The sequence below is a fragment of the Xanthomonas sp. DAR 34887 genome, from assembly GCF_041245805.1.
Classification (GTDB): Bacteria; Pseudomonadota; Gammaproteobacteria; order Xanthomonadales; family Xanthomonadaceae; genus Xanthomonas_A; species Xanthomonas_A tesorieronis.
Genome location: NZ_CP162490.1, coordinates 69506 through 95885, shown reverse-complemented (window position 1 = coordinate 95885; position 26380 = coordinate 69506). Strand labels below are relative to the sequence as shown.

At 67.7% G+C, this 26380-nt stretch carries 29 protein-coding genes; 5 read left to right on the top strand and 24 right to left on the bottom strand.

Annotated elements, in window-relative coordinates:
* Nucleotides 1-14: 14 nt before the first annotated feature.
* Genes AB3X08_RS00460 through AB3X08_RS00445 form a run of 4 tightly spaced genes read right to left on the bottom strand, consistent with a single transcriptional unit; the run spans nucleotide 15 to nucleotide 3684 of the window.
* Nucleotides 15-1298 carry a TRAP transporter large permease gene (locus AB3X08_RS00460; protein WP_369935442.1) on the bottom strand — a complete coding sequence of 428 codons (1284 nt, stop codon included), beginning with the start codon at nucleotides 1296-1298 and terminating at the stop codon, nucleotides 15-17.
* A 3-nt stretch (nucleotides 1299-1301) separates the two neighbouring features.
* Nucleotides 1302-1820, bottom strand: a complete 519-nt coding sequence (locus AB3X08_RS00455; RefSeq protein WP_369935440.1) for a TRAP transporter small permease — start codon at nucleotides 1818-1820, stop codon at nucleotides 1302-1304.
* 10 nt (nucleotides 1821-1830) lie between these two features.
* Nucleotides 1831-2823, bottom strand: a complete 993-nt coding sequence (locus AB3X08_RS00450) for a TRAP transporter substrate-binding protein (protein WP_369935438.1) — start codon at nucleotides 2821-2823, stop codon at nucleotides 1831-1833.
* Between the two features lie 36 nt (nucleotides 2824-2859).
* Nucleotides 2860-3684 carry a 2-keto-4-pentenoate hydratase gene (locus tag AB3X08_RS00445; RefSeq protein ID WP_369935435.1) on the bottom strand — a complete coding sequence of 275 codons (825 nt, stop codon included), beginning with the start codon at nucleotides 3682-3684 and terminating at the stop codon, nucleotides 2860-2862.
* Between the two features lie 274 nt (nucleotides 3685-3958).
* Between AB3X08_RS00445 and AB3X08_RS00440 the strand changes: the two genes are divergently transcribed.
* Nucleotides 3959-5110: an alpha/beta hydrolase gene (locus AB3X08_RS00440; RefSeq protein ID WP_369935434.1), complete on the top strand. Its 1152-nt coding sequence runs from the start codon at nucleotides 3959-3961 to the stop codon at nucleotides 5108-5110.
* Nucleotides 5111-5290: 180 nt separating this feature from the next.
* On the top strand, nucleotides 5291-6952 hold the full coding sequence (locus AB3X08_RS00435; RefSeq protein ID WP_369935433.1) for a carboxylesterase/lipase family protein: 1662 nt from the start codon (nucleotides 5291-5293) through the stop codon (nucleotides 6950-6952).
* 234 nt (nucleotides 6953-7186) lie between these two features.
* Here the strand turns inward: AB3X08_RS00435 and AB3X08_RS00430 are convergent, their stop codons facing one another.
* The 8 genes from AB3X08_RS00430 to AB3X08_RS00395 all read right to left on the bottom strand — a co-directional run bounded on the left by AB3X08_RS00430 (nucleotide 7187) and on the right by AB3X08_RS00395 (nucleotide 16806).
* Nucleotides 7187-7471: a hypothetical protein gene (locus AB3X08_RS00430; RefSeq protein ID WP_369935432.1), complete on the bottom strand. Its 285-nt coding sequence runs from the start codon at nucleotides 7469-7471 to the stop codon at nucleotides 7187-7189.
* 159 nt (nucleotides 7472-7630) lie between these two features.
* Nucleotides 7631-8161, bottom strand: coding sequence for a hypothetical protein (locus AB3X08_RS00425; protein WP_369935431.1), 531 nt, complete (start codon nucleotides 8159-8161; stop codon nucleotides 7631-7633).
* A gap of 60 nt (nucleotides 8162-8221) precedes the next feature.
* Nucleotides 8222-9403 (bottom strand): GGDEF domain-containing protein, encoded by a 1182-nt coding sequence (locus AB3X08_RS00420; protein WP_369935430.1) that lies wholly within the window; start codon nucleotides 9401-9403, stop codon nucleotides 8222-8224.
* A gap of 269 nt (nucleotides 9404-9672) precedes the next feature.
* The gene (locus AB3X08_RS00415) at nucleotides 9673-11217 is read right to left on the bottom strand and encodes a PepSY-associated TM helix domain-containing protein (RefSeq protein ID WP_369935429.1); all 1545 of its coding nucleotides are present in this window, start codon (nucleotides 11215-11217) and stop codon (nucleotides 9673-9675) included.
* On the bottom strand, nucleotides 11214-11486 hold the full coding sequence (locus AB3X08_RS00410) for a hypothetical protein (protein WP_369935428.1): 273 nt from the start codon (nucleotides 11484-11486) through the stop codon (nucleotides 11214-11216). Before AB3X08_RS00410 ends, AB3X08_RS00415 begins: the two co-directional genes overlap by 4 nt.
* Nucleotides 11476-11772 carry a hypothetical protein gene (locus tag AB3X08_RS00405; protein WP_369938627.1) on the bottom strand — a complete coding sequence of 99 codons (297 nt, stop codon included), beginning with the start codon at nucleotides 11770-11772 and terminating at the stop codon, nucleotides 11476-11478. Before AB3X08_RS00405 ends, AB3X08_RS00410 begins: the two co-directional genes overlap by 11 nt.
* Nucleotides 11766-14027, bottom strand: a complete 2262-nt coding sequence (locus AB3X08_RS00400) for a TonB-dependent receptor (RefSeq protein ID WP_369935427.1) — start codon at nucleotides 14025-14027, stop codon at nucleotides 11766-11768. The genes AB3X08_RS00405 and AB3X08_RS00400 overlap by 7 nt, the downstream gene beginning before the upstream one ends.
* A 385-nt stretch (nucleotides 14028-14412) precedes the next feature.
* On the bottom strand, nucleotides 14413-16806 hold the full coding sequence (locus tag AB3X08_RS00395) for a TonB-dependent receptor (RefSeq protein WP_369935425.1): 2394 nt from the start codon (nucleotides 16804-16806) through the stop codon (nucleotides 14413-14415).
* 299 nt (nucleotides 16807-17105) lie between these two features.
* Between AB3X08_RS00395 and AB3X08_RS00390 the strand changes: the two genes are divergently transcribed.
* Nucleotides 17106-17843, top strand: a complete 738-nt coding sequence (locus AB3X08_RS00390; RefSeq protein WP_369938625.1) for an OBAP family protein — start codon at nucleotides 17106-17108, stop codon at nucleotides 17841-17843.
* Between the two features lie 6 nt (nucleotides 17844-17849).
* Here AB3X08_RS00390 and AB3X08_RS00385 read toward each other — a convergent pair whose 3' ends face one another.
* The 9 genes from AB3X08_RS00385 to AB3X08_RS00345 form a co-directional block, all read right to left on the bottom strand.
* Nucleotides 17850-18245: a hypothetical protein gene (locus AB3X08_RS00385; RefSeq protein WP_369935424.1), complete on the bottom strand. Its 396-nt coding sequence runs from the start codon at nucleotides 18243-18245 to the stop codon at nucleotides 17850-17852.
* 134 nt (nucleotides 18246-18379) lie between these two features.
* A complete protein-coding gene (locus tag AB3X08_RS00380; RefSeq protein WP_369935422.1) occupies nucleotides 18380-18784 on the bottom strand; it encodes a Na+:solute symporter in 405 nt (134 codons plus the stop codon).
* A gap of 151 nt (nucleotides 18785-18935) precedes the next feature.
* Entirely contained in the window at nucleotides 18936-19253 is a 318-nt protein-coding gene (locus AB3X08_RS00375; protein ID WP_369935421.1) for a type II toxin-antitoxin system RelE/ParE family toxin, read from the bottom strand.
* Nucleotides 19241-19498 carry a type II toxin-antitoxin system Phd/YefM family antitoxin gene (locus tag AB3X08_RS00370; protein ID WP_263111662.1) on the bottom strand — a complete coding sequence of 86 codons (258 nt, stop codon included), beginning with the start codon at nucleotides 19496-19498 and terminating at the stop codon, nucleotides 19241-19243. The genes AB3X08_RS00375 and AB3X08_RS00370 overlap by 13 nt, the downstream gene beginning before the upstream one ends.
* Before the next feature lie 195 nt (nucleotides 19499-19693).
* The gene (locus AB3X08_RS00365) at nucleotides 19694-20242 is read right to left on the bottom strand and encodes a hypothetical protein (RefSeq protein ID WP_369935419.1); all 549 of its coding nucleotides are present in this window, start codon (nucleotides 20240-20242) and stop codon (nucleotides 19694-19696) included.
* Between the two features lie 234 nt (nucleotides 20243-20476).
* Complete coding sequence (locus AB3X08_RS00360) at nucleotides 20477-21010, bottom strand: hypothetical protein (RefSeq protein ID WP_369935418.1); 534 nt, start codon at nucleotides 21008-21010, stop codon at nucleotides 20477-20479.
* Nucleotides 21011-21120: 110 nt separating this feature from the next.
* Nucleotides 21121-21516, bottom strand: coding sequence for a VOC family protein (locus tag AB3X08_RS00355; protein WP_369935417.1), 396 nt, complete (start codon nucleotides 21514-21516; stop codon nucleotides 21121-21123).
* Nucleotides 21513-22193: a hypothetical protein gene (locus AB3X08_RS00350; RefSeq protein WP_369935415.1), complete on the bottom strand. Its 681-nt coding sequence runs from the start codon at nucleotides 22191-22193 to the stop codon at nucleotides 21513-21515. Before AB3X08_RS00350 ends, AB3X08_RS00355 begins: the two co-directional genes overlap by 4 nt.
* A 92-nt stretch (nucleotides 22194-22285) precedes the next feature.
* Entirely contained in the window at nucleotides 22286-23275 is a 990-nt protein-coding gene (locus AB3X08_RS00345; RefSeq protein WP_369935414.1) for a DUF1028 domain-containing protein, read from the bottom strand.
* A 316-nt stretch (nucleotides 23276-23591) separates the two neighbouring features.
* Here AB3X08_RS00345 and AB3X08_RS00340 point away from each other — a divergent pair, with 316 nt between their 5' ends.
* A complete protein-coding gene (locus AB3X08_RS00340) occupies nucleotides 23592-24275 on the top strand; it encodes a hypothetical protein (protein WP_369935413.1) in 684 nt (227 codons plus the stop codon).
* 77 nt (nucleotides 24276-24352) lie between these two features.
* On the opposite strand, the gene AB3X08_RS00335 is transcribed toward AB3X08_RS00340, so the two are convergent.
* Together AB3X08_RS00335 and AB3X08_RS00330 are read right to left on the bottom strand one after the other, a co-directional pair.
* Complete coding sequence (locus AB3X08_RS00335) at nucleotides 24353-24868, bottom strand: hypothetical protein (RefSeq protein WP_369935412.1); 516 nt, start codon at nucleotides 24866-24868, stop codon at nucleotides 24353-24355.
* Nucleotides 24869-24926: 58 nt separating this feature from the next.
* The gene (locus AB3X08_RS00330; protein WP_369935411.1) at nucleotides 24927-25172 is read right to left on the bottom strand and encodes a hypothetical protein; all 246 of its coding nucleotides are present in this window, start codon (nucleotides 25170-25172) and stop codon (nucleotides 24927-24929) included.
* 154 nt (nucleotides 25173-25326) lie between these two features.
* On the opposite strand from AB3X08_RS00330, the gene AB3X08_RS00325 reads away from it, so the two are divergent.
* A complete protein-coding gene (locus AB3X08_RS00325; RefSeq protein ID WP_369935410.1) occupies nucleotides 25327-25755 on the top strand; it encodes a Dabb family protein in 429 nt (142 codons plus the stop codon).
* A 45-nt stretch (nucleotides 25756-25800) separates the two neighbouring features.
* On the opposite strand, the gene AB3X08_RS00320 is transcribed toward AB3X08_RS00325, so the two are convergent.
* Nucleotides 25801-26199, bottom strand: coding sequence for a DUF4431 domain-containing protein (locus AB3X08_RS00320; protein WP_369935409.1), 399 nt, complete (start codon nucleotides 26197-26199; stop codon nucleotides 25801-25803).
* Nucleotides 26200-26380 lie beyond the last annotated feature (181 nt).

The window sequence follows — 26380 nt, the reverse complement described above, 5'->3', positions numbered from 1 at the left end:
TGCGGCGCGGCGCATCAGGCGCGCAGCGCGCGCGGCAACCACAGCGACAGTTCCGGGAAGAACGCCACGATCAGCAACACGCACAACGCCGCCAGCCAGAACGGCCAGATCGTGCGCATGCTCTGGGCCACGGTGATCTGGCCGATCGAGGTGCCGATGAACAGCACCGAGCCGATCGGTGGGGTGATCAGGCCGATGCCGCCGGCCAGCACCATCACCAGCCCGAAATGGATCGGGTCGATGCCGTAGGCCTTCACCACCGGCAGGAAGATCGGCGTGCAGATCAGGATCTTCGGCGCCAGGTCCATGAACATGCCCAGCAGCAGCAGCATCACCACGATCATCAGCAGCACGGCGTTCTTGCCGTCGGCGATCGACTGCAGGAACTTCACCGCCGCCGCCGGCACCTGCAGATAGGCCAGCAGCCAGCCGAACACCGCCGCGGTGGCGATCACGAACAGGATCACGCCGGTGGTGCGCGAGGCATGCGTGACCGCGGCGAAGAACTCGGCCCAGCGCAACTGCCGGTACAGCAGCGCGGTGACCAGCAACGCGTACACCACCGCGATCGCCGCGCTTTCCACCGCGGTGAAGATGCCGGCGCGGATGCCGATGAAGATCAGCGCGACCAGGCCCAGCCCGGGCAGCGCGCCGACCAGGCGCAGCGCCACCGCGCGCCAGCCGGGAAACGCTTCGGTGCCGTAACCGCGATGGCGCGCCACCGCATAGCCGGTGATCATCATCGCCGCGGTCATCAGCAGCGCCGGGACGATGCCGGCGGCGAACAGATCGGCGATCGACAAGCCGCCGCCGGCCGCGGCCGAGAACAGGATCAGGTTGTGCGAGGGCGGCACCAGCAGCGCGACCAGCGCCGCGGTCATGCTCACGTTGACCGCATAGTCGCGGTCGTAGCCGCGGTTGATCATCTGCGGAATCATGGTGCCGCCGACCGCCGACACGTCGGCGATGGCCGAGCCGGACACGCCGCCGAAGAACAGCGAGGACAACACGCTGACCTGGCCCAGGCCGCCGCGCATGCGCCCGACCAGCGACGAGGCCAACGCGATCAGACGATCGGAGATGCCGCCGCGCAGCATCAATTCGCCGGCGAAGATGAACAACGGAATCGCGATCAGCGAGGCCGAACCGCTACCGGCGGAGATCTGCTGCACCAGCACCACCGCCGGCAGATCCAGGTACAACAGCGTCGCCAGCGCCGCGGCGCCCAGCGCATAGGCCACCGGCACGCCGATCAACAGCAACAGCACGAACAGCCCGAGCAGGATTGCAATGGCCATGGCTCAGTTCACTCCTTCAGCGGTGGCAGGACGCAGCACCTGCCACGCCTGGTACAGCGCGAACACGCTCATCAGCGCGCCGCCGATCGACAGCGGCAGGTAGTTGATGCTCTGAGGCAACGCGGCACCGGCGATCTTGATGTCCAGCCCGTCCAGCAGCAGCACCCCGCCCCACCAGGCGATCACCGCGCCGATGGCGGCGATCATCAGCGGCCGGATCAGGTCGATGGCCCGGCGCACGCGGGCGTGCAGCTTCTCGGCCAGCAGGAAGAAGCCGAAATGGCGCCGGGTGTGCACGCCGGCCGCGGCGGCCAGGCTCATCGCGGTGCTCAGCAGCAGCAACGTCACCGGCTCGGTCCAGCTCGGCGAATCGTTGAGCACGTAGCGGGTGAACACCTGCCAGCCCTGCACCGCCACCAGCCCGAGCAGGGCGGCGGCGGCGATGCCGATGGCGAGATTGGAGATCCGGTCCAGCAACCGCTGCAGCGGCGCCACCGGGACGGCGTGGGCGTGGTCGGTCATCGGCATGGCCTCAGGCGAAATCGCGGATGCGGCGGTACAGGGCTTCGATCTCCGGCTGCCGCCGGTAGTCGGCCAGCAGCGGCGCGGCGGCCTTGCGGAAGGCGGGCATGTCCACCTCGTTGACCGCCACGCCGTAGTCGAGCACTTCCTGGCGCGCCTGCGCTTCGGACGCGTCCCACAGCTTGCGCATCACCGCCACCGATTGCCGCGCGGTCTCCATCACCAGCGCACGGTCGCCCGGCGACAGCGCCTGGAAGCTGCGCTGCGACATCACCAGCACGTCCGGCGCATAGGAATGCTCGCTCTGCGACCAGTAGCGCGCGGCCTCGAAATGGCGGCTGGACTGGAAGCTGCGCATGTTGTTCTCGGCGCCGTCGATCATGTGCGTCTCCATCGCCGAGAAGGTCTCGCCCAGCGACATCGGCGTCGGATTGGCGCCGAGCATGCGCATCAGCTTGAGGAAGATGTCCGAGGAGGCCACGCGCAGCTTGAGACCGTGCAGGTCTTCGGGGCGGTACAGCGGGTGCTTGGTGTTGTAGAAGCAGCGCGCGCCGGAATCGTAGATGGCCAGGCCGATCAGGTCGCGCTGCGCGAAGCTGGCCAGGATGCTGTCGCCGACGTGGCCGTCGATCGCGCGGCGCAGGTGCGGCACCGAGTCGAACACGTACGGCAGGCACAGCGCCTGGGTCAGCGGGAAGGTGTTGTTGAGCGCGCCGGAATAGACGCGGGTGATGTCGATGGCGCCGAAGCGGGCCATGTCGATCGCTTCCGCTTCGCGGCCGAGTTGGCCGGAGTGGTACTGGCGCAGCTTCAGCCGGCCGCCGGTCTGCCGCTCCAGGGTCTGCCCGAACCAGCGCACCGCCTCCACGGTGGGATAGTCGGCCACGTGCACGTCGGTGGCGGTGAGCAGTTGGCTGCCGCCGCCGGCCTGGGCCAGCGTGCCCAGCGGCGCCGCCGCGGCCGCGGCCAAGCCTGCGCCCAGGAAGCCTCTACGAGTGATCATGCTGCGCCCTCCCGCGCGTCGTCGGCGTGCCGCGGCTTACGCCGCGACCGCCCTGCAATGAAGTTCGCCGTAGCCGTCGAAACGGATCGTCGCGTGTTGGCCGATGGCGATGTCGTGGATGCCGGTGGCATTGCCGGTGGCGATCAGTTCGCCGCGCCTGAGCGGCCGGCCGCGCCGCGCCGAACGCGCCAGCGCGAACGCGAACGCGGTGCGCAGGCCGCCCGGCAACAGGGTGGCACCGCCGCTGCCGACGCGTTGGCCCTCGATCAAGGTTTCCGCCAGCAGCGCGGTCTCGTCCAGCGTGGTCCAGTCGGCGACCTCCGGCCCCAGGATCAGGCCGTTGTTGTTGCCGAAATCGGAAATGACCACGCGCGGCCCCAGCTGATTGATCGTGGCCAGCGGGCTGCTGGCCACTTCCACGCCGATGAACAGCGTGGACGGGACCTGCGCGGCCTGCTCCGGCGTCCACTGCAGCTGGTCGGCCGGCACGTCCGCATCCAGGCGCATCACGTACTCGGCCTCGACCGCGCCGAAGCCGCCGTCGAACACCGGAATGTCGGTTGTTCCACCGGTAGCATTCCAGAGGTTGCGGGCGAAGATCGGGCCGAGCAGGCGCTCGTCGCCGGAGTGGTCGCGGCGCTCGGCAGCGATGTAGCCGACCTTCCAGCCGACCACCCGGTCCGGCCATTGCGCGATCGCCAGGTCCTGCACGCGGTAGGCGGTTTCCAGGTCGTCGGGGATGATCCCGGGGAAATCGGGCAGCGAGCGGCCCTGCTGGCGGGCCTGGACGAAGCGGGCCGCGATGTCGGCCAGCGCGGGCGGTGGCGTGTCCGAAGGACCGGAATGAGTGCTCAAGGGCATCTCCGCAAGAAGGTGGGGGATCGGAAGAATTGTTGCGCCGCTCATCGACAGCGCGCTGCGCAGTTGTATATGGTAAACCGGTGTCATTGGCAATGTGCGGTGCGGCAAAAAGCCGGGATTGGGCAGTCGGGAGTCGGGATTCGCTGAAGCGCTGCGATCTGATCCCTTGCTGCAGGCCGGCCGCTTGCGCGGCGCCGTGCGAGCGGATTAGCTGCACATCCTTGACCTGGGAGGGCGACGGATGCGGAACACGACGACAACGAAGCGCGCGGGCATGGCGCATGCGGATGCGACCGACGGCCGCATCGACGACGACTGCCGGCCGGGCCGGGCCCCGCACCCGATCCTGGAGTATCCGGCAGGCGCGCGAGCGCCGGCCTGGTGCCATCGACGGCTCGGTGTACTGGGCGCGTTGCTGGCACTGGCGCTTGGCCTTGCCGGCCCCGCGCTCGCCGCCGAGCACCCGAGCAGCGAAACCGCTGCCGAGCAAGCGGCGCGTCTTCCACTGTGGCCGGATCCGGCGCCAGGCTCAGCGCCGGGCCCCGACCAGGCGCGCATCGTCGACCGCAGCGACGATCCGGCCCTGCCCGATCGCGCCATCAGCGGCCGCTACCAGCCCTACCTGGTGGTGTACCGGCCGAAGGCGCCGAACGGCAGCGCACTGCTGGTCGCGCCCGGCGGTGGCTACGCGCGCATCGTGCTGGACAAGGAAGGCACTGCCTTGCTGCCGATCTTCGCCGACCAGGCGGGCATCACCCTGTTCGTGCTGCGCTATCGGCTGCCCGATGCGGACGCGGCGGGCGCCGACGCCGCGGCGCAGCGCGACCTGCCGCTGGCCGACGCGCAGCGCGCGCTGCGCCTGATCCGCGCACGCGCCGCCGACTACGGCGTGGACCCGCACCGGGTTGGCGCGATCGGCTTCTCCGCCGGCGGCCACGTCGCCGCCAGCCTCGGCACCCGCTACGACGACCGCGTCTATCCGGCGCGCGACGCGATCGACCGGCTCAGCGCGCGGCCGGACTTCCTGCTGTTGCTGTATCCGGTCATCGACATGGGCAGTGGCACCGCGGCGCACACCGGCTCGCGTCTGCGGCTGCTCGGCCACCATCCCGAGGCCGCCACGATGAGCGCCTATTCGCTGCAGAACCGCGTCATCCCGGCGATGCCGCCGACGTTCCTGGTGCACGCGCAGGACGACCGCGTGGTGCCGGTGGAGAACAGCCTGCTGTTCTACCAGGCCCTGCGCCAGGCCGGCGTGCCGGCGGAACTGCACCTGTTCGCGCACGGCGGCCATGGCTTCGGCACCCGCGGCATCGCCGGCCTGCCGCTGGCGGCGTGGCCGGCCCAGGCGCTGGAATGGATGCGCAACGTGCAGGGCGATCCAGCCGCGCGGGCGCCGATCCCGCCTGCCGCGCCGAAGCAGTAGCGGGCGCCACCGCATTGCCATGCGCCGTTTCGCCATGAACCAGCGCCCGAACGCCAGTCTCGGGCCGCTTTGCGCGGTGCGCGCCACGGGCGTGCCGCCTTGCACCCACCCGATCCTTTTCGCCGCAGGCCCGGGCCATCGCCCATGGCCGATCGCGCTTGCCCACGGATTCCGCCACCCATGACCACGCCCGCCACTCTCCCGCCTGAGCTTGACGCCGCCACGTCCACCGCGCCCGACGACCACAGCCGGCGCCGCTTCCTGCACGGCAGCGCGCTCGGCGCACTGGCCTTGAGCGGTGCCTTGCCCGGCGCCAGCGCCGGCGCCGCGCCCGCGCCCGCCGACCCGCAAGCGCCACTGGCGCGCACCCGCAGCGGACGCATCCGCGGCTATCGCGACCACGGCGTGCAGGTGTTCAAGGGCATTCCCTACGGCGCCGACACCGCACAGCGCCGTTTCCAGCCGGCACTGCAGGAACACCCGTGGCGCGGCGTACGCGATTGCGCCAGCTACGCCGCTTCCGCGCCGCAACTCAAGCTCGACCCGGTCAGCGAGGACTGCCTGTTCCTCAACGTGTGGACGCCCGCGCTGCGCGACGGCGCAAAGCGCCCGATCCTGTTCTACATCCACGGCGGCGCCTACAACAACGGCTCCGGCAGCGACCCGCTGTACGACGGCGCGCGCCTGTGCCGGCGCGGCGACGTGGTGGTGATCAGCGTCAACCACCGCCTCAACGCCTTCGGCTACCTGTACCTGGCGCAGCTCGGCGGCGCCGAGTTCGCAGCGTCCGGCAACGTCGGCCAGCTCGATCTGGTGCAGGCGCTGCAGTGGGTGCGCGCGCATGCGGCCGAGTTCGGCGGCGATGCCGGCAACGTCACCGTGTTCGGCCAGTCCGGCGGCGGCGCCAAGATCGCCACGCTGATGGCGATGCCCGCCGCGCAGGGCCTGTTCCACCGCGCGTGGACCATGAGCGGCCAGCAGGTCACCGCCGCCGGGCCGCGCGCGGCCACGCAGCGCGCGCAATTGCTGCTGCAGGCCTTGCAACTGGATGCCACGCAACTGGCGACGCTGCGCACCCTGCCGCTGCAACGCCTGCTCGAGGCCACGCGCACGCGCGATCCGTCGCGGGTGGAAAACACCTCCCTGTACCTGGGCCCGGTGCTGGATGCGCAGGTGCTGTACCGGCATCCGTTCTGGCCGGACGCGCCGCCGCAATCAGCGCAAATCCCGATGGTGATCGGCAACACCCACGACGAGACCCGCGCCTTCCTCGGCAACGATCCGGCCAACTTCGCCCTTACCTGGGACACGCTGCCGGCCAAACTGGAGCAGGAGCAGTACGTGGACCTGCTGCCGCAGGTGGTGATCGCCGAATACCGGCGCCTGTATCCGCACTACACGCCAAGCGAGGTGTTCTTCGCCGCGACCACCGCCGGGCGCTCGTGGCGCGGTGCGATCGAGGAGGCCGAGGCGCGCGCACGGCAGGGCGCGCCAACCTGGGCCTATCAGCTCGACTGGGGTTCGCCGCTGGACGGCGGCAAGTTCGGCGCCTTCCACACCCTCGACATCCCGCTGCTGTTCGACAACATTCGCCAGCCCGGTTCGCGCACCGGCGACGGCGCCGACGCGCAACGCATGGCCGATGCGATGAGCGAGGCGTTGCTCGCCTTCGCCCGCCACGGCGACCCCAACCACGCCGGGCTGCCGCGCTGGGAACCGTATTCGCTGGCGCAGCGCCAGACCATGCTGTTCGACACCGACAACCGCCTGGCGCACGACCCGCGCGGCGGCGAGCGGCGGCTCTACCAGCAGGTACCGTTCGTGCAGCGCGGGACGTTCTGAGGCAGCCGATGGCACGCCCTCGATGGCGCAGCTTGAGCGTCTGCTATCGAGATCGCATCGGCTTTTTGTAGGAGCGGCTTCAGCCGCGACAGGATTTCCTGTTACCGCCTGTCGCGGCTGAAGCCGCTCCTACAACATGCAGTACATTGGATGCACTGCCGCGGCTCGCTGCCCTCAGCACCACGCCATCCCACTCACAAGCTGGCAGAAACATAGTAGAGCTTGAAGTCTGGGTTAGGAGTAATCCCACTGCCCCAACGCATCGGGCGGCTTGCAGGCGTGGTCCATCTTGCGCACGTGCGTCACTGCATCCAGCCCGGCCTGCTGCAGCTTCTCGCGCATGAAGTCGTCATCGTCGTTGCGGTCGATGGCCCTGGAAATGTGGTTGGGCGGGAGCAGTTCGAGTACGACGCAGCCTTGCACCACCGCTGCCACCACGATCACAAGCGCCAGCGCGATGTTTCTCGTCTGCATGGAAAGCGCCATTACGCGAAAGACCAATCCGTGCGCGGTCGCCATCGCGCCGCGATCCCGACCAGCATCGACGCAACGATGCTACCAGCCCGTGTCCTCGGCCAGCACCATCCGGTTGCCGCCGCCGCTGCGCGCGCGTTGCACCAGCGTGGCGGCGGTGGCGGCGGGCGCGACATCTGCAAGACAGTCCACCACACCCGTCTGTTACGACGAGCCGGGGTCTTTCCAATACAGCCTGGAGGTCTGCGTGTCGTAGATCATCACTCCTGTTCCCCTGGAGGACTCGGTCTGCGGACCAAACTTGCCCGAGGGCGTTAAAAGGAAGGTGACGACGAAACGCGAGGACGCTACTACAGGAAGCTTGGGGCAACCTTTAATCCGGCTGGGTTTGAGTTCGAGCCAACGCGCCAGCTCAAGCTGCTGATCGCGGTCGAAAGGACCGCGCTGCCACTGCCGCCGCGCCGCGTCAGTGACCCAGTACGCGTCGGGAATCTTCGCCACATCGACGGCATAGGAGTAGAAAAACCCATCGACAAATCCGACGTCATCGCAGAATTGCGGCTTGCCACGCAACGAGGTGACCTGACTGAGCCCGCTGCGTTGCAGTTGATCGCCCACCATGCCGACGGCGAGGTAGTTGCGCATCATCATGAACACCATCTGCAGCTGCACGAGCGCCCCCGCGGGGATCACCAGCAACAGCGCGAGAACCCGCAACGGCTTGACCAGACGCATCGATCACCTCGGCGAAGGGCTGTGCACGCTCACTAGCATTGCATGCCGTACCGACCCGGGCTACCAGCCTGTGTCCTCGGCCAGCACCACCTGGTTGCCGCCGCCGATGCGCGCGCGCAGCAGCAACCCCTCGGCACGCTGCATCAGCGTGGCAGCGGTGTCGGTGGGCGCGGCGAGCAAGGCGCCGACGCTGACGCCGAGCTGTTGGTTGGCCATGTCGGCGTGCGCGATCGCCAGCAGTTCGACCATGTCGCGCAACGCCGGCGCCACCTGCCGCAGGTGCGCGCCGCTGGCGTCGTACAGCACCAGCGCGAAACGGTCGGCGGCGATGCGCATGGTCACGTCCATCGGCCGCAGCAGGCATTGCAGCACCTCGGCCACGTCCACCACCGCGCGATCGGCCTCGCGCGCGCCGTAGCGCTGCACGAAGGCGGCGTATCCATCCAGTTCGACCAGGATCAAGGCCAGCCCGCGCTGCAGGCGCCGGGTCTCGGCCAGCGCCACCGCCAGGTGTTCATCGAAGCGGCGGCGATCGCCCAGGCCGGTGAGGGCGTCGCGCAAGGCCTCGTCGTCGCGCACCCGGCGCTGCAGGAAACCCTCGCGTCGCGAATGCTCGCGCAGGTAGCCGCCGATCGCGCCGACCGGCACGGCCGCCCACAATAGCCATTGCAGCTGCAGGTAGGCATCCCGCGCCGGACCGTCCAGCAACAGGTGCGCGGCCGCGGCGCTGATCGCGCACAGCGCGATCGCCACCGCCACGCTCTGCCACAGCGCCAGGCCGAGCGGAAAGAAACCGGCAACGATCACCAGGGTCATCACCGCGGCGGCGTAGCGCAGCTCCTGCGGCGGATAGCCGATGCTCGACAGCACCAGTCCGGTGCCGCCGATCAGCAGCAACAGCGCTGCCCGGCCCGCCCCGTGCGCCTGCGCGCGATGGATCGCCACCGCTACCCACAGCAACGCCAGCAACGTGGCCGCGCGCACCGCCACCGCATAGCCGACTAGCCCGGTGCTGCCCGACCAACCGAAATGCAGCGCATCCCAGGCTAGCAACGCCAGCGCGATCAGCACCCCGAGCGAGGCCGCCACGCGTTGCGCGAAGCCCATCGTCGATGCGGTGTAGCGGCGATATGCCTGTTCCAGCGGCGGGTCGAAGCGCAGCGCGGCAAAGCCCTGATGCAGTTGCCTGGCGTAGTCCTCACCGGACGGCGCGTCCGGCGGTCCTTCGTAGCGTTGGTGCATGCGATCCCCTGTACACGGCAGCGTGGAACAGAACGCGGCGGCTGTCACACAATTCACCGTACGACGCCCAGCGCCAACGCTGCAGACTTCGACTTCGGGGTACATGAGAAATCACTGGCGCACGATTGTCCACTTTTGCCCGCCGCACATGCGTGCGCTGCGCGGCGCCTGCAAGCGACAGGACGCAGCGTGGATGTGTCGTGGCCGACACACACGACAGCGTGTGTGCGGTGCCGTAGCGGCCCGAGCGACGGCAGAAGTAGAGCGGCTCAGCTCTTCGCCGGCAGCGCCCACACGCTGTTGGGATCGCCGTGGCGGCCACGGCGCCAGGTGGCACGCGCCATTTGCCAGTACGCCCAGGCCAGGGCCAAGGCGCAGCCATCCACCGCCAGCAGCAGCGAACTGCTCCACGGCGCCACCCAGCCGCCGGCGCCGCGCAGCGCGGCCAGCGGCACCAGCGCGGTGAGCGCGGCGCACGCCAGCAGCAGTTCGTAGGCACCACGCGCGGTGGGCCGCAGCAGCGCCCAGGCCACGCCCAGCCCGAACACGGCGTAGTACACGTCGCGCTCCTGCCCCGGCGGCAACAGCCGTGCGGCGACGAACAGCGCCGACACGCCGGCCACGCAGCCCAGGCAGACGCCGGTCGTCAGCCGCGCCAGCAGATGCGTGCGCCACGGCTGCGCCAGCTGGCGCCGCTTGCGCCGCGCCTCCACCCACAGCAGGTTGCCGCTGTAGAACAGGAACGCGCCGCCCAAGCCGAGCAGGAAATACAGCCATTGCAGCGGCGCCCCGCCGAAGTTGGCGAAATGCAGCGCCTGCAGTCCGCGCAACGACGCCACGCCCGGCGACATGGTCTGCGGCGCCAGCACCCGCAGTACCTTGCCGGTGGCCGCTTCCATGGCCACGCCAGCCAGCGTGTTGAGCCGGCGCTGCGGGTGCTGGCCATAGATCTCCACGCGCGCATTGGCATCGCCGGCGTCGTGGAAGGACAGGCTTTCCGGCTCGAAGCCCGGACTGGCCGCGCGCGCCCGCGCCAGCAGGTCGGCCACCGGCAGCGGCGGCGCCTTGATCTGCGCCGGCTGCACATGCGGCGTCAGCTCCAGATCCGGCTCCAGCACCTGCATCAGCTTGCCGTCGAACACCAGGTACTGGAACGGCGCCAGCAGCAGCACGCCCAGCGCCAATACCGCGCCGGACCAGGCGAAGATCACGTGGAACGGCAGCGACAGCATGCCGATCGCGTTGTGCGCGTCCTGCCACAGGCGTTTGACGTTGCGCCCCAGACGCAGCGCGAACAGATCCTTCAGGAACACCGGCGCGTACAGCACCACGCCGCTGACCAGGGCCAGTCCGTAGAGGATGCAGACCACGCCGAACAGATAGGTACCGAGAGTGCGCGGCAAGCCGGCGGTGAAATGCAGGTCGTACAGGAAATCGACGAAGCCGCTGCGCTGCGGCAGTTGCACCAGTCGCCCCTCCGCGCCGAGTTGGAACTGCACCGCGCCGCCGAACGGCTGCGCCGCCGGCCCGAACGCATACAGCCGCGGCCGCGCCCCGTGTTCGCCCGGCAGCATCAGCGAGAACGATTCGGCCAATGCCGGATGCCGCGCCAGTACCGCATCGAGCAGCGCCTGGGCCGCCTGTTCCGGCGTCTGCGTCGCCGGGGCGACGACGGCCGGACGCGGCCAGTCGTTGAGCGCGTGGGTGAACACGGTGATCGCGCCGACATAGAAGGCGATGAACAAGGCCATGCCGGCCAGCAGGCCCATCCAGCTGTGCGCCGACAGGAACTGGCGCAAGGTCGCCGCCTTCATGCCGTCACCTGCACCAGGCCGGCGGCCTTCAACGCGTACAGCAGGCCATGGCACAGCAGCGTCGCCAGGCCCAGCCACAGCCAAGCGCGCGCGCCGCTGCGGAACACGAACGCCAGCGACATTGCGCCGATCCACAGCGGGAACACCAGCAGCAACCAGGGCAGCGTATGCACCTGCAACGCGCCCGGCCACAGCAGCACGCACAGCCCGACCACGCCCGCCGCCAGCGGCAGGCCGAGCACGATCGCCGCCAGCCACCTAGCCCACATCGGCGTGGCCTCCGCGCAGCTGCCGCCACGCATCCAGATACGGCAGGGCCACCGCCGCCAGCATCGTCGCGCTCAGCGCGGCGAAAACGCCGGCCCACACGCCCAGCGCGGCGATCGCCGCGAGCAACGCGGCCAGGCACAGCAGCGCGCCGGCCAGGCGCAGCGCGCGCGCATGCCGGCGCCATGCCGGGCGCAGCCGCTGGTGCGCAGTGGCCAGGTAGAACGCCAGCGCCGCCAGCGCCGCGGCGAGCAGATAGGCAATGGTGGCCAGTGCGGACGTCACCAGCGCGCCTCGAAGCCGATGCCGACCACGCGCGGTGCGCCCAGCAGCGCGATCGGGTCGGTGGCCCAGCGGTACTGCACGTAGTGCCGGTCCAGCAGGTTGTTGGCGAAGATCCACGCGCTCCAGTCCAGCGTCTCGTAGCCGAGCTTGGCGTTGACCAACGTGCGCGAGGCCAGCTGCACCGCGCCGGTGCCGACGTTGGTGTAGACGCGGTCGCGGTAGCTGGCATTGAGGTTGGCCAGCCAACCGTCGGCGAAGCGCCAGTTGGCGCCCAGCGCGGCGGTCCAGCGCGGCGCATAGGCGAACTCGCTGCCGGCATAGTCGGTCACTTCGGCGCCGACGATGGTGGCGAAGCTGTCGTAGCGGGTGCGCGAGAAGCCCAGCGAGCCGTACCAGTCGAACGCTTCGTCCAGGTGATGGTTCAGCTCCAGCTCGCCGCCGTACAGGTGCGCGCGGCCGGCGTTGACGGTGTTGTAGTCGTAGCTGTTGAGGCCGAAGTAGGCGGTGGCCTGCTTGTCCTTCCAGTCGATGTAGTAGGCGTTGGCGTTGAGCGTCAGGCGCCGGTCCAGCCACTGCGAGCGCAGCGAGGCTTCGTAGTTCCAGGTGTATTCCGGGTCGTAGGCGAAGGCCTGGCTGCGCGCGACGTTGAAGCTGGAGCCGCCGGACCGGTAGCCGCGCTGAACCACCAGGCTCGCCGACAGGTCCGGGCTCCATTCGTAACGCGCGCCCAGCTTGGGCAGCAGCGCATCGAAGTCGCGCGCATTCCACGCCACCTCGCCGCTGGCCGAGCGCACGATGCCGGCCACGCCCTGGTTGATCGCGACGATCGCGCGGTACAGCGCGGTGCCGCTGGCGGCGAACGCGGCCGGGTCCGGATACTGGCCGGCGAAGGTGGCCGCGGTATCCGACGCCATGGCATAGCGCTGGCGGTCGTAGCGCAGGCCGCCCAGCAGCGAGAAGCCGCCACCGATGCGCCACTGCCCGTCGGCGAACAGCGCGCGGTTGCTCGAGCGGCTGGGGGTGGCGGAGCTGTAGTCCACCGGAATCACCGGCAGCACCTGCGCATAGCGCGCGGCGATGGCGTTGGCGCTGGCCGTCGGGAAGCCGGCGCTGCCCAGCAGGCGCGCGATGGTCGCGGTCGGGGTGGCGACGTTGGTCAGCGAGCGCGCATCGTTGTCTTCCACGTGCCGCGCCCAGTACGCGCCGACCAGGCCCTGCAGCGCCGCGCCCTCGTAGCGCAGGCGCAGTTCCTGCGAGGCGGTGGTGGTGGAGATATCCCGCTGCGAATAGGCGGTGTTGGCCGGACCGCGATCCAGGTCCCAGGTGCTGAACGAATCGACCTTGTTCCAGGCGCTGACCGAAGACAGCGTCCAGGCATCGGCGAGCGCGTAGTCGGCCTGCAGGGTGACGATGTCGCTGTCGGTGCGGGTGCGGTCCGGGGTGTTGTTGGTGGAGTAGCGGTGCTCGAAGTAGTCGGGCAGGTCGGTGCGCACGTAGCTGTACATGTACGGCCCGGTGCGGTGCGCGCGGGTGTAGCCGAGCTGCACCTTGAGCCCGGGCAGCGCCGATGGCGTCCACAGCAGCTTGCCGCGGTAGATCGCCGAGACCAGCGCGTCGTCGGAGGCCTGGCGGGTGAGGTTCCAGTTGTAGCCCTCGAAACTGCGCTGCTCGACCGACACGCGGAACGCCAGTTCGTCGGCGACGATCGGCCCGCCGACGGCACCGGCCAGGCTGCGGTCGGACGGATCGGAGGCGAGCACCCGCAGCTTGCCCTGCCAGTCCATGGTCGGCTCGGCGGTACGCAGGATCACCGCACCGGCCAGCGCGTTCTCGCCCTGCAGGGTCGATTGCGGGCCGCGCAGGATCTCCACCTGCTGCAGGTCCCACAGGCTCAGCGGCGCCCAGCTGATCGCGGTCTGCGGCAACGCCGCGCCATCCAGATAGATGGTGGCCAGCGGCGCATCGCCGCCGCCGTCGGTATCGCGGATGCCGCGGATGCTGAAGCCCGCATCGCCGTAGGTCTGCGCCACGTTGGCGGTGCGGTTGAACACCTCGTAGACGCTCTGCAGGTTTTCCTGCTCGATGCGCGCCTCGGTGGTGACGGCGACCGAACTGGTCGTGTCCTGCACGCTGCGGCCGCTCTTCTCGCCGGTGACGACGATCCGGTCGAGCGTGGTGGGATCGGGCGGAGGCGCGGCGTCGCCCTCGGCGGCGCGCGTTGGCGACGCCCAGCCCAGCACCACGGAAACGACAGACAAGGACAACACCGACCGCGCGACGCGCATGCACCATTCCCCCGAAAGACTCACGGATGAAGGCATGGCGGCGGCTGTGCCCGGCTGCCGGACCCGGCAGCGCTGGGCGCGGACTTTAACAGAGCGTGAAGATGCCCGCTACAAATTTGTGCTGTGTATCAAGGGCCGCACAGCGGTTGGCTGCGCCTGGGCCACAGCAGATCTCCAGCATGAGCGAAGCGGTTTTCTGTAGGAGCGGCTTCAGCCGCGACAGGATCCATCGGCAGCACCATGTCGCGGCTGAAGCCGCTCCTACACAAACAATCAATCGCGACGGCGCAACCTGCAAGCGGCAGGCTGCGCGGCGCTGGCCAGCCGCGTTATGGGACCACTACCGGCCGGTCGCGCATCAATGCCAATGCACGTCGACCGACAACCCGACGATGCGCGGTTCGTTGTACACCGCCGCCATGTAGTTCTCGATCACGCCCTTGAGGTTCTTCTCGTTGGTGATGTTGCGCGCGAACGCCGCCACTTCCCACGCGCCGTAGTCGCCGCTGTAACCCAGCTTCAGGCCGCCTTCGAAGCTGCCCTTGGAATTGAACTCGGTCGAGTCGTACAGCACGAAGCTGGTCTTGCCCTGCTTGTTCCAGTCGGTGGCGACGAAGAACGCGCCGCCGTCGGCGACCGGAATGTCGTAGCGCGCGGCCAGATTGACGTTGTAGGTGGGCGCGTTCGGCAGCGGATTGCCATTGATCTGGGCGAAGGTGTTGGCGCCGACCTTGATCGTCGGATCGTTCACCGTGCACACCACCACGCCGTTCAGCGCGCACACCTGCGCATAGACGCGCTTGTCCTGGATTTCGCTGTGCAGCAGGCTCAGGCCGGCGCTCAGCGACAGGTTCGGAATCGGACGCCAGTCCAGATCGGCTTCCATGCCGTAGGCCTTGGCCTTGTCCGCATTGAACAGCACGCCGTTGCCGTTGGAGTCGTTGCCGTTGAGCTGGATGTCGTCGACCGTGTAGGTGAAGCCGGTGACGTTCAGACGCAGGCGATTGTCGAACAGGCTGCTCTTGATGCCCGCTTCCCACGACAGGATCGTCTCCGAATCGGCGGTGGTGAAGTCGGAATTGAACACCGCCGAACGGCCCTGGATGGTCGGGCCGCGGAAGCCGCGCGCCACCTTGGCGTACACGCTGACGTTGTCGTCGATCGCGTACATCGCGCTGAAGTCCCAGCTCGGCTGCGTATCAGCCATGCGCACGTCGCGGCGGCCGCGATAGGTGACCACGCCGGCGGCGGTATCGGCGGTCTTCAGCAGCTTGGTTTCCTTGCTGTCGCGGGTCTGTCGCACGCCCGCGGTGAAGGTCAGCGCGTCGGTGGCCTTGTAGGTCAGCTGGCCGAAACCGGCCCACGAGGTGTTGCTGTTGCGCAGGCGCACCCAGTTGTTCGGGTTGTGCGCCGCGGTCTGCAGGAAGTAGGCGCGCTGGTAGAAATCGGTGGTGTCCTTGCCGTCGAAATAGAACGCGCCGGCCTGCCACTGCAGCGGCGCGTCGCCTTCGCTGGCCAGGCGCAGCTCCTGGGTGTACTGGTCCAGGTCGCGGATCTGCCCCATCGACTGGCCGTAGCCGTTGGGCACGCCGTTGACCGGATAGTTCGCCGCCGCGCCGCCGTCGGTGTCGCCGCGACTGTAGCCGGAAGTGGTCTCGTAGGCGCTGATCGAGGTCAGCGACACGCCGCCGAAGTCGTACACCGCCTTGAGCGAACCGCCATGGGTCTTGTACGCCTGCGGATTGTCGTGCGCCTCGTCATAGGCGACCTGGTCGCGCGGCACATCGACCTTGTTGGAGCCCTTGGTGATGGCATTGCGCAGGAACAGCGTGGAGGTGCCGTCGTAGTCGCGGGTATGCGCCGAGGCCAGCAGCGAGAAATTCTCGCTCGGCTTGAGCAGCAACTGCAGGCGCGCGTTGCGGTCGTTGTAGCCGCCCATCGCATCCTTCTTCGGGGTGACCGTGCCATCGGCGCTGGGGCCGCTGTAGGTGTTGTCCACCCAGTCGTCGCGGTGCTGGTACAGCGCCGACAGACGGAACGACAGCACGTCGTTGATCGGCCCACCGAAGCCGCCGTCGAGCGAGGTGGTGCCGTAGCTGCCGTAGCTGGCGCTGAGCCGGCCGCTGTAATCGTCGCTGGGCTTGATGCTGTCGAACTTGACGATGCCGGCGGTGGTGTTGCGGCCGAACAGCGATCCCTGCGGGCCGCGCAGCACTTCCACCTGGTCCAGGTCGTAGACCGGATTGGATTTCAGCACCACGTGCTCCAGCACCACGTCGTCCTGGATGATCGACACCGGCTGCGAGGCGCCGAGGTAGAAGTCGATGTTGCCCAGGCCGCGGATGTAGAAGCGCGGGAAGATGCGCCCGGTGGTGGTCTCGGCGTAGAAGCTGGGCACGCGGCCGGACAGCGCCAGCAGCGTGTCGTCGCCGCCGGCGGTGTAGTTGCGCATCGCATCGCCCTGCACCACGCCCACCGACACCGGCACGTCCTGCAGGTTCTGCTCGCGGTGCTCGGCGGTGACGGTGATGGTATCCAGCGAGGTCGCCGCATCGCCGGTGGCGCTGCGCGCGGCCTGCGGCGCGCTGCCGGCCAGCGACGGCGCCGTCTCCTGCGCGGCGGCCGCGGTGGCGATCGACGCCAGCAACAGGCCGGCGCAGGCCTGGGCCAGGCGGTGACGGACCGGGGCGCCGGACAGGCGCGACGAACGCGCGGCCGGGCGGCACACGGAAAGAGCGGGATGCAACAACATGGCGATTCCTTTGGGCGCGGGATGACGATTCCGTTCGGCTTGCGCAGCAGCTCGCGACGGCGTGCCATGGGATGGCGTAGCGCGGCACGATATGTCACATGTATTGCATCCCGGTTTCAGTGTGACCGCGTGGCCGCGCACGCGTCGCCGGACGCGCTCCTCCGGTTCCGCGGACGCTGGTCCCGACCTGACGACGACGCCACGGTGACGGACGTTTCACCCGCAGCGGCCAATGCTGGGTCGCACCCGATCGTCCCGCCCGCTGGAGGCACCGCATGCGCATCATTCTGCTGGCTCCGCTGCTGCTCGCGCTGGCCGCGTGCACGCGTGACCACACCGACCCCGCCACGCACCCGCCCGGCGCCAAGGAGACCGCCAAGACCAACCTGCTCGAAACCGGCGCCAAGGCGCTGCAGGACAACGGCCCGGTGGCCAAGCTCGACATCCACCTGGTCGGCTTCCACCCGATGAAGGACCATCCGCACCAGCAAATGGAAGCGCATCACTTCTGCCGCCAGGTCAACCAGGACTTCGCGCAGTGCGCCCTGTTCGACGGCGACAGCGCGCAGGCCAACCTGACCGGCGTGGAATACATCATTTCCGAGTCCCTGTTCCAGCGCCTGGCGCCGGAGGAGCGCGGCTACTGGCATCCGCACAACGGCGAGATCCTCTCCGGGCAGCTGTCGGCACCCGGCCTGCCGCCGGCCGCGGAAAAGGAACTGATGCGCAACAAGATGAACAGCTATGGCAAGACCTGGCACACCTGGCACTCGCGCGACGGTCTCGGCCCTGGTGATGCGATGCCCACCGGCGCGGCGATGCTGGCCTGGTCGTTCAACCGCGACGGCGAACTGCAGGCGCCGCTGCAGGCACGCCGCGACCGGGTCGCCGCGCACAGTGCCGCCGAACTGCGCGCCGATCGCAAGGAGCTCACCGGCCTGGCGAAGCCGCAGGAAGGCGTGGATCTGCTGCGTCCGGCATTTCCCGATGCCACGCCGATTCCCGGCGTAGTCGAGGCGAAGGCGCCGCCACGGTAGGACGCCTCAGTCGCTGTCGATACCAACGACGGTCAGCAACGGCGGCACGTCTCCTTCTGCGGTCTGGGTCTCCGACAGCGTGCCGGTGACGCGCACGATCTGGCCGACGCCTTCTTCCTGCAGGTGCGCGGCCTGGTCCTGGCTCAGTCCCAGGCGCAGGCGGCGCACGGCGTCGTGGCGCGGCGCCTGCGCGGCGGGCGACGCCGCCACGCAGACCGGTCTGGGCAACACCAGGATCCGGCTTTCGGGTTCGGGCGCCGCCGGCGCGGAGGTAGGGCGCTCCAGCTTGCCGGACAGCGTGACCTTGATCGGGCCCTGGGGCAGGCAGTGCGGCTGCGCCTGCGCCAACGGCGCCGCGCCGAGCGACAGGCAGGCGAACAAGAACACGGTACGCAGCGACATCGGATCATCCGTGGACAGAGAGGCGGGCAAGGATACGGGAGCTGCATGACCGCTGCGCGTTAACGGGAAGCGACGGTTTCGGGCGCTTTTGCGGCTCGCTACCGCAGAAGTGGTGGCTTGAATGCCCTTTCAGCCTAACGCGTGTTCGCGCCAGCGCCGGCTATGGAGATGCCGAGCATGCGCGTGATTGGGCCGGCCACCAGGACTCCGAAGATCGAGCTCAGTGTCCCCCAAAGAAGGACGCCGACATAGATCATCGACGCCCCGCCGCCCGTGTACGGGCGCACGCAGTCGATGTAGTAGGCCAGCGCCAGCCATGGCGCGAACAGGAGACAGCCACCGACGGCCCGCAACGGATTGGCGGTCGCCAGCGCGACGATGGGCGCCAGCAGGGGAACGAGCAGAAACGTTCCCAGTGCCGCCAGGAATTCCCCGAAGCCGTGGTGATAGCAGGCGACGCTATTGAAAGCTTGCAGGGCCACCACCCCGAGGATGGCGGCGAGGCCATAAGTCACTGCACGACCGCGATTGATCAGCATGGACGTTGCGCCTTGGAGCAGGCCGAATCCCACAACGGAATCGACTTGGGTGAAGGGTTGGACAGCCTCCGCTTACCGCAATCAAACTGGCGCGCCCCGGCCACGACATCGTCATGACGTGGCCCAAGCAAAGTACGCCGGTTACCGGCGACTACTTATCCTGCTTGGTCGCAGGTGCGAGCCGCGCCTTGCGCAGTATCCGCTCCGACCGCATCACGTGCAGGATAAATACCTTATGCCCATCGAAACGGTAGAAGACGCGACAAGGCGGTTCGACGATCTGACGATAACGCGAGCGCCCCAGCTCCGGCGGACGGCTACCGCTCTCCGCGCGGTCCACCAACTGCCCGACATGCGTGAACACGCAATGGACGAACTCGGAAGCGGCAACCGGATTTTCCAGTGCAATGTAGTCGGCGATCGCATCCAGGTCGGCAAGTGCGGGCTCCGACCAGACTATTTCAGCCATCTGGCCAGACGTTTCTTCGCTTGCGCATGGCTCGCCACGCGCCCTTCGGCGATCGCCTGTTCGCCCCGGGCAATGCCTTCGAGCACCGCCATGCGCTGCTGCATGAGCTGGTAGCTCTCGACATCCACCAGGTAGGCACTGGGCAGACCGTGCTGGGTGATCAGGATGGGCTGCTTGTCCCGCTCGATATCCGCAAGCAGCTCGGTGGCCTGGCGTTTGAGGGTCGTGACGAGTTCAGTGCGCATGATGTGACAACTCCAGTATCACTTTGCGACGTACAAGCAGGCGGCGCAAGGCCTGTGACCGAGACGATGTCGAAGCGGCGCCGGGATGGCAGGCCATCCGGCACCGTCGTGCGTGGCGCTTGATACGCCTTCCCGCAATCTCGTTGGTCTTGGGGAGACGTGTGTTTGATCCTGAGTCCTGTTGCCTGGCGCCGGTCATCCACCGGGCGGCGTGCCTTCGAACCGGAGCCTGGCGCCATCGATCAACGGCTTGTACGGCTCGGCGAGCGAAAGCTTCAGGTCCGCCCAGAACGTCACATCTCTGGCGTGCGGCGGCATCTTGGCGAACGGCGCCTGCACGCCGAACAGGAACTTCGAGGGATCGCCGGCGAGGACAAAGCGCTGGAGCTCCTTCAGCTCGCGCACGCCATCCGGGTTCAGCGCCAGCACATAGGTCGAGACCGGCACATCCGAGCGGAACAGGCCGCCGGAACGCGTCTCGCGCGAGGTGCCGAGCAGCGACAATCCCATCGAGGCGGACTTGATGCCGGACGCTCCCTCGAGCCGCAACGTCAGGCGCGCAGCGGGAACGCCGACCTCGTACCCTTCCGGAACGGACAGCCGCACCCGTACCTGGGCCGGATCGGTCTGCGCCAGCGTGCGCGGCGACAGCGACGACAGGCTCAGCGCCGTGGACAGCGGGATCGACGCGCAGCCCGCAAGCGCCATGGCCGTTGCCAGAAGCATCCCTGCAAGCACACGCATGGTGTCTCCTTTCGTTTAAGACGCAGGGTGTCGGGTGCCGACCCAATCGGCCAGACAGCTCGGCTGGCGCCATGTGGACTACGACGTGGTATCGGCATCTCGAATCGTCGGCGCGCGCCCGCGTCCATGTCGATCATGGCAGGCCGATTGTCTCGGCATCGATTGCCCCATGCCGATGACGCCCTGCGCCGCTTTACCCCGCCGTACCCCACGGCCCTACAAGACTGCCTCGCGTCAATCGGTGACCGCGGGCGGCCGGATCTTTTTACCACAGGTGGAACAGAACGCGTCGGTGGCGGAGATCTCATGCCCGTCGGGACATGTCTGCCGCACCAGCAAGCGCGGGTTGCGGTAGGCCGAGTAGAAAATCGCAAAGGCGGCGCCGTAGAACAGCAGCCAATGCCCGGAGAATCCGTGGATGGCGGCTGCTTCGCCATCGCTCCCGTGGTGCGGCTGCGATTCGCCGAGCGTCATGAACCAGATGAAATTGGCGATCGCATAGGCGAACAGGACATAGCCCGCATAGCGCATCCATGCCGGGCAGCCGGATAGCACCGTTTTCCAGTACGCGGTTTGCGGGCGCCCTTGCGTGACGCGATTGGCGACCAGGACCGCAGGGATCCACACCACGAAGATGCCGAGGTGCAGCCCCCATACCAGCTCGCCGCCCGGAATCCGCAGGCCCAGCAGGGAGGCAACATGGACGCCGATGCTCAACAGCAACCCGAGCGCGGCCAATGCCATGAATGGAAGAAGTAGCACTGCCATGATCGCCCCCTGCTGATGTCCGGCGGCCTAGTCGACCGCAAGACAGCGTGATCCGGATCGAATGCTGAAGAATGACAAGACCCTGCCGCGCCGCATGGCGCTGCGAATCGTCAGGGCACCAGGGCGCGGACCTGCACCACATTGCCTTCCGGATCGTGTCCGTCCAGATGCAGTTGATCGCGCCAGCGCCACGCGGACGCGAGTGGCTTGAAGCCCCCGCCGCAGGACTCGGCCGCGGACCGGGCATGCTCCAGGTTCTCCACCAGGAACGAGCCCTTGATGGGCGTTGCGGTTCTCAGGTGGAGCGGTCCTGGTACCGGAGCGGGTGCCCTGTCGGCCGCGATGCGGACCACCGCGATTTGGTAGTGGGGACTCCCCACCACCACGAACGCATCGTCCTGTTCCACCAGCTCAAGCGACAGCGTCTTCCGGTAGAACTCGGCGACCCGCTCGATGTTCCTGGCGTAGACCACGGTAAGGGCGTGCACGGGGTTGGAGGCGCTCATGCATTCGGCTCCGGTTCGAAGGCGCGGTTGGGCAGTTCCTGGCCGCACCAGGGACAGAATCGCGCGAACGCGTACTGTTCGTTGATGGACCAGCTGGGATCTTCTCCCCTGAACATCTCGAACGCGAATCGGACCTCGGCATCGGGATTCGTCGCAGCATGGTACATCTGCTGGCAGCAGTAGCGGCTCAGGCGTTCGCGATACGCCACCCGCTCCGGAAACAGGCCATCCAGCCAGTCGGCGCTCCAGCGCTGGCACGCATCGCAGGCCTCGATATGCGCCGCCGCCTCGAACGTCGCCCGGTCCGGGAAATGGTCTTCTTCGACCGCGATCATGCCTTCGACCGCCATCATCAAGGTGACGTCCTCGTCGAGGCGAGGCCGCAGGTTGACCATCGTCTGCCTGGCATCGCGGCAGCTGGCATCGATCGTCATGACGGTGTCCCCGGCATCATGACTCGGCGCCTCGGACAGCCAGTCGATCAAGGTCGTTGGCGGATCGAGCCGCAAGGCTCTTTCGGTGTTCGTGCGCTCGGGTGACACCACCTCGACGGTGACGACGCGCGTGTTGCGTTCGGGCCGCACACCGAGCACGACGTGTTCGTCGAGACACTGTATGTCCGCTTCCATCGCCGACATCCGGAACGCAAACTCTGCCGCCCGCGCGGCGTCGCTCAACGTGTGGATCCATCGCCGGTCGCTGCGCGAGGGGCCGGTTCATGTTCTCGATGCAGTCCTCGCCAAAGCATTGCTTCACTGGCACCAATCCATCATTTCGGTCGCTCATCGCCAGCGCTGCCAACCGCGTCAGCCCAAGATTTGAAAAGCGCATTATCGTGCAACGGCTGGTAGATGGGATCCTGCAATTCGATCCTCGCCCACGTCGGATTCCCGGCCGCGAAGACGCCGAGTTCGCTGAGGGCGTCTTCGGGCCGGCCGAGCTGCATCGACAGCCGCGCGGCACGCCGCCAGATCCGGTCCCATTGCCAACTCAGGTGCAGCGCCTGGGCGAGCGCCACCTTGGCCTCGGCGATCTTGCCACGATCGGCCAAGTGCTCGGCGTCGATGATCGCTTGATGGGCGTAATAGCGGTCCAGCAGCCGGCGCAGATCCGGAACCGGAGACGCCGACGCGTCGACACGCAGATCGATGTCCTCCCATGCGCCGCCAGGCGTTTTGACCAGCAGCGCGGCCGACAACCTTCCGATGGTCTGGCCGCCCGCGTTCTCGCCCGCTTCCAGGCTGGCCACCAGGCAGTTTGCCAATGTCGCCCGACACGAGAGGAAGTCCTTCTCCATGGCAGTCAGCACGCGCTCGGAGGCCAGCCCGTTTCCCTGGACGGAATATCCCTTGCCATGACGGGCGCCAGCCCACGCCGAGGCCGCCGCTTCCTCGCCCGTGTAGGCCATCGAAGCGCCTGCGACAGAAACGATGCCGACCTGGCGCGCGGCGATGGTCGTTCCGTCGAAGTTCCCGTCCTTCGCCAACAGTTCGGCCATGACCTTCGAGGGAGGCAGCCCGTCGGCAAGCAAGTCGAGCCCTCGCGGACCGTAGGCGGGATTGGTTTCGTACTGCGTGGCCAATGCGCCGACCCTGGCCCTGGCATAGATCACGCTGGCGCCGACCGCCAGATTGTTGGTGGCGACCGCCACACCGCACGCGCCATCCGGGGCGCATGCCGCGATCGAGAACGTCGCATACGCCTTGAGCGGGAAGGCGAGGCATAGCAAAACCATGGCGAGTCTGGCAAGAACATGCATTGCGGCATCTCCAGGAAATGGGGCCGATTCAAAACCGAGGATTGATCGGGATACCGCTCGTTCGTCACGCCTTGCCACCACACGGCCGCCACAACGCGGCCCAGCGCGATCCTCGCCGAGCCTTCATCCGGCGTCAATCGTCCAACGCACTGCCGCGGCGGACGGCCGGAACCCGTGTTCGAGCACCGGCGCCGCAAGCAGGCCGCGCTCGGTCCCGCGCCTGCACGACGCAGCCGGCACTGAATCGCCCGCTCGCTTGGCGCACTTTCGCCGCTCTTGGCTCACACTACCGGCCCCCATTCCTGGAGTGATCGTGATGCACAGAGCTTGGCTGCTCCCCCTGTTGGCGGTATCGACGCTGGCGCATGCCGCGCCGGACGATGCGGATGCGGCGACCTGCCGCAATGGATTGTTCACCAACAGCCCGGCCGGTTTCTCCCTCGCCAAGGTCGCGGTGCCGCGCCTGTATCTGCTCAACGACGATGACGGCTGCCCGGCCAAGGGCGAGTCCGCGTGCCGGCAGCGCGCCTACGTGGTCAAGGGCGATGTGGTGGTGCTGGCGCAGCGGCGCGACGGATTCGCCTGCGCGTTCTATCCCAACAAGGTGGGCGGCAGCGCCGGCTGGGTCGCGCAGGCCAGCGTGCAGGCGTTGCCGAACGCGGCGCAGCCGACGCCACAGGCCTGGAACGGCAACTGGCACGATGGCGACAACGCACTGCAATTGACCGCCAATGGCGACGGCAGCGTCACCGTCAACGGCGATGCCTACTGGCCCGGCGCCAACCCGGATCCGGAGCAGGTGCCAGGCGGCCCGCACACGGGTTCCGTCACCGCGCGCGGCTACCCGGACGGCAACCGGGTCGAGGTCAGCGAGGACCAGTGCAAGGTCCGCCTGCAGCTGCTCGGCGATCTGCTGGTGGCCGCGGACAACCAGGACTGCGGCGGCGCCAATGTCACCTTCAACGGCGTGTACCGGCGCGCGGCGCCGCCACGGCGTTGAGGCCTGATATTGGACGTGGCTTTACCCCGTGTCGGCAGGACCTGTCGGCGGGCCATGCGCCGCGGTGCATGGCCCGCTCAGTCCTGTGGCGCATCGCGCTCAAGCAGCGCCACCGTGGTCACGCAGATCGAGCCGGACCACTTCGACAGGTGTCCCTTGGAGATTTCCGAGAAGCTTCCTGTGACACCGATGTGCTGTCCATTGCCGTCCGAAAAGGGAGAGATGCCGTTTATCCAGATGCCGTCAGCGAACGTTCGGGCAAATGGATCTCTACCAGGAGACGCATAGAGGGCCGAGTGCTCGAAACCGTGGTTGTAATAGCCAGTCACCGAGACGCTGCGGCCCTCGTAGGCCGGCGCGTTCGCCAAAAGATCTTCGAGGCGAACACTCTTGGTAGGGCCGATGCCTTGGGGGCAATCGGATCCTGACAACCGGATGGCGCGGTCCTGGTCCTGCCCGTCTTTGTCTCGTGCAGGCCCGGCGCCATGGCAACCCGACGCCATCGCGACGAAGCACAGCAGGAGGATTGTCTTCATGCGATCGAGGGCGATATGGCCACAACGGCGGAACTCCTGCAGGCGGCGCCAGTGCACTCCGAAAATCCATTTGCTTCCAACCTGGGCCCTGCTGCTGGCGCTTTCCGCCCGCCGCTCAGTAGCACTTCGCCGTTCCGTCCAGGAAGAACTGCACGTCATGCGCCTGGCACCAGGCCTCCAGCTCGGCCTTGAACACCGGCCACAGCGCTTGCGCCCACGCCGGCGCGCTCTGCGCCCAGGCATGCTCGGTCGGCGCATACACGGTCGGCACGCCCATCGGGAAGTCCAGCACGAACGCGCCACCCGGGCCGGTGCAGACCAGTTCTTCTTTCCAGCGCGGTTGGAATTGGAAGGTGCTCATGGCGATTGATTGAAACGATCCTCGACCAGCCGTGGGCCGTCAAGGATAGACGCAGAAAAGCGAGGTCAGGCTGAGTTCCTCTCAAGTGAAGCCGAGCGCGTTCTTGCCGTCCTATACTCGCAGGCCCGCAGACCATGAACGGAAGGGCCTGATCATGACCGATCGCACGCGCCGGGATCTCATCGTTGCCGCCACCGCTTTGGCTGCCGGCGTGGTAGCCACCGGCTCCCACGCGGCCACATCCACGCCTGCCAACAAAGCAGCGTTCCCGCCAGTCGTGCACCACGTGTTCTTCTGGCTGAAGCGTCCGGATTCCAAGGAAGATCTGACCAAGCTGCTCGCCGGCTTGCGCACGTTGGCCGGCATCGACACCGTGCGCGGCATCCACATCGGCGTGCCCGCGGAGACCGAGCAACGCGGCGTGGTCGATGGCAGCTACAGCGCCTCGGAACTCCTGTTCTTCGACGATGTCGCCGGACAGAACGCCTATCAGGTGCACCCCATTCACAAGCAATTCGTCGCAGATTGCGAGCACCTGTGGCAACGCGTGGTGGTGTATGACGTCAAGGCTGCCGCGCCGTAGCTCGTTTGCGACTAGAGGTGCGCTCTGACCCCATTCTTTGAATTGCTAACCCAGCTTGTCGCGTGCCGGCGTAAACATCAGCGGCGTGTGGTGGTGCCCGGTTTCAGCCGGCCACAGTTCTCCCGGCAGCGTAATGCGCTTGCCGAGCTGAGGTCGGAACACGTCGTATTGCCCCGGCTCCAGAAACAGTTGCAGGCGGTTGGCCGAGATGACGCTTTGATCGGAATCGAGCACGCATACCTGCGCTGGCAATCGCAGGACGTAGTAGGTTTCGGGCGCGTCGCCGCTCTGGACACTCTCGTAGTTGGGTGGACCAGGGAACGTGACGCGCTCAAGGACGCCAGTGAGCCGAACCGTCGCCGGCTGACTTGGCAGACACTTGGCGTTCGCAGCATTCGATGCCGCGAGGAGCAAAGGCAGCAGAAGAGCGAGAGATCGGGGCATGGACGCCAACTGTTATTGGACCGATAGACGTGGCGATCGACGATCCTTGCCGAGTCATTGACTGCCGTCAATCATCCCAGGCTCCAAGGCATCCCGTCCTTTTCAGCATGGATGCAGGCGGTTCGTCTAGACCTTGCTACTCGTAGCGTCAGTTCATGGTTGAGAGTTAAGGCCAAGAGGA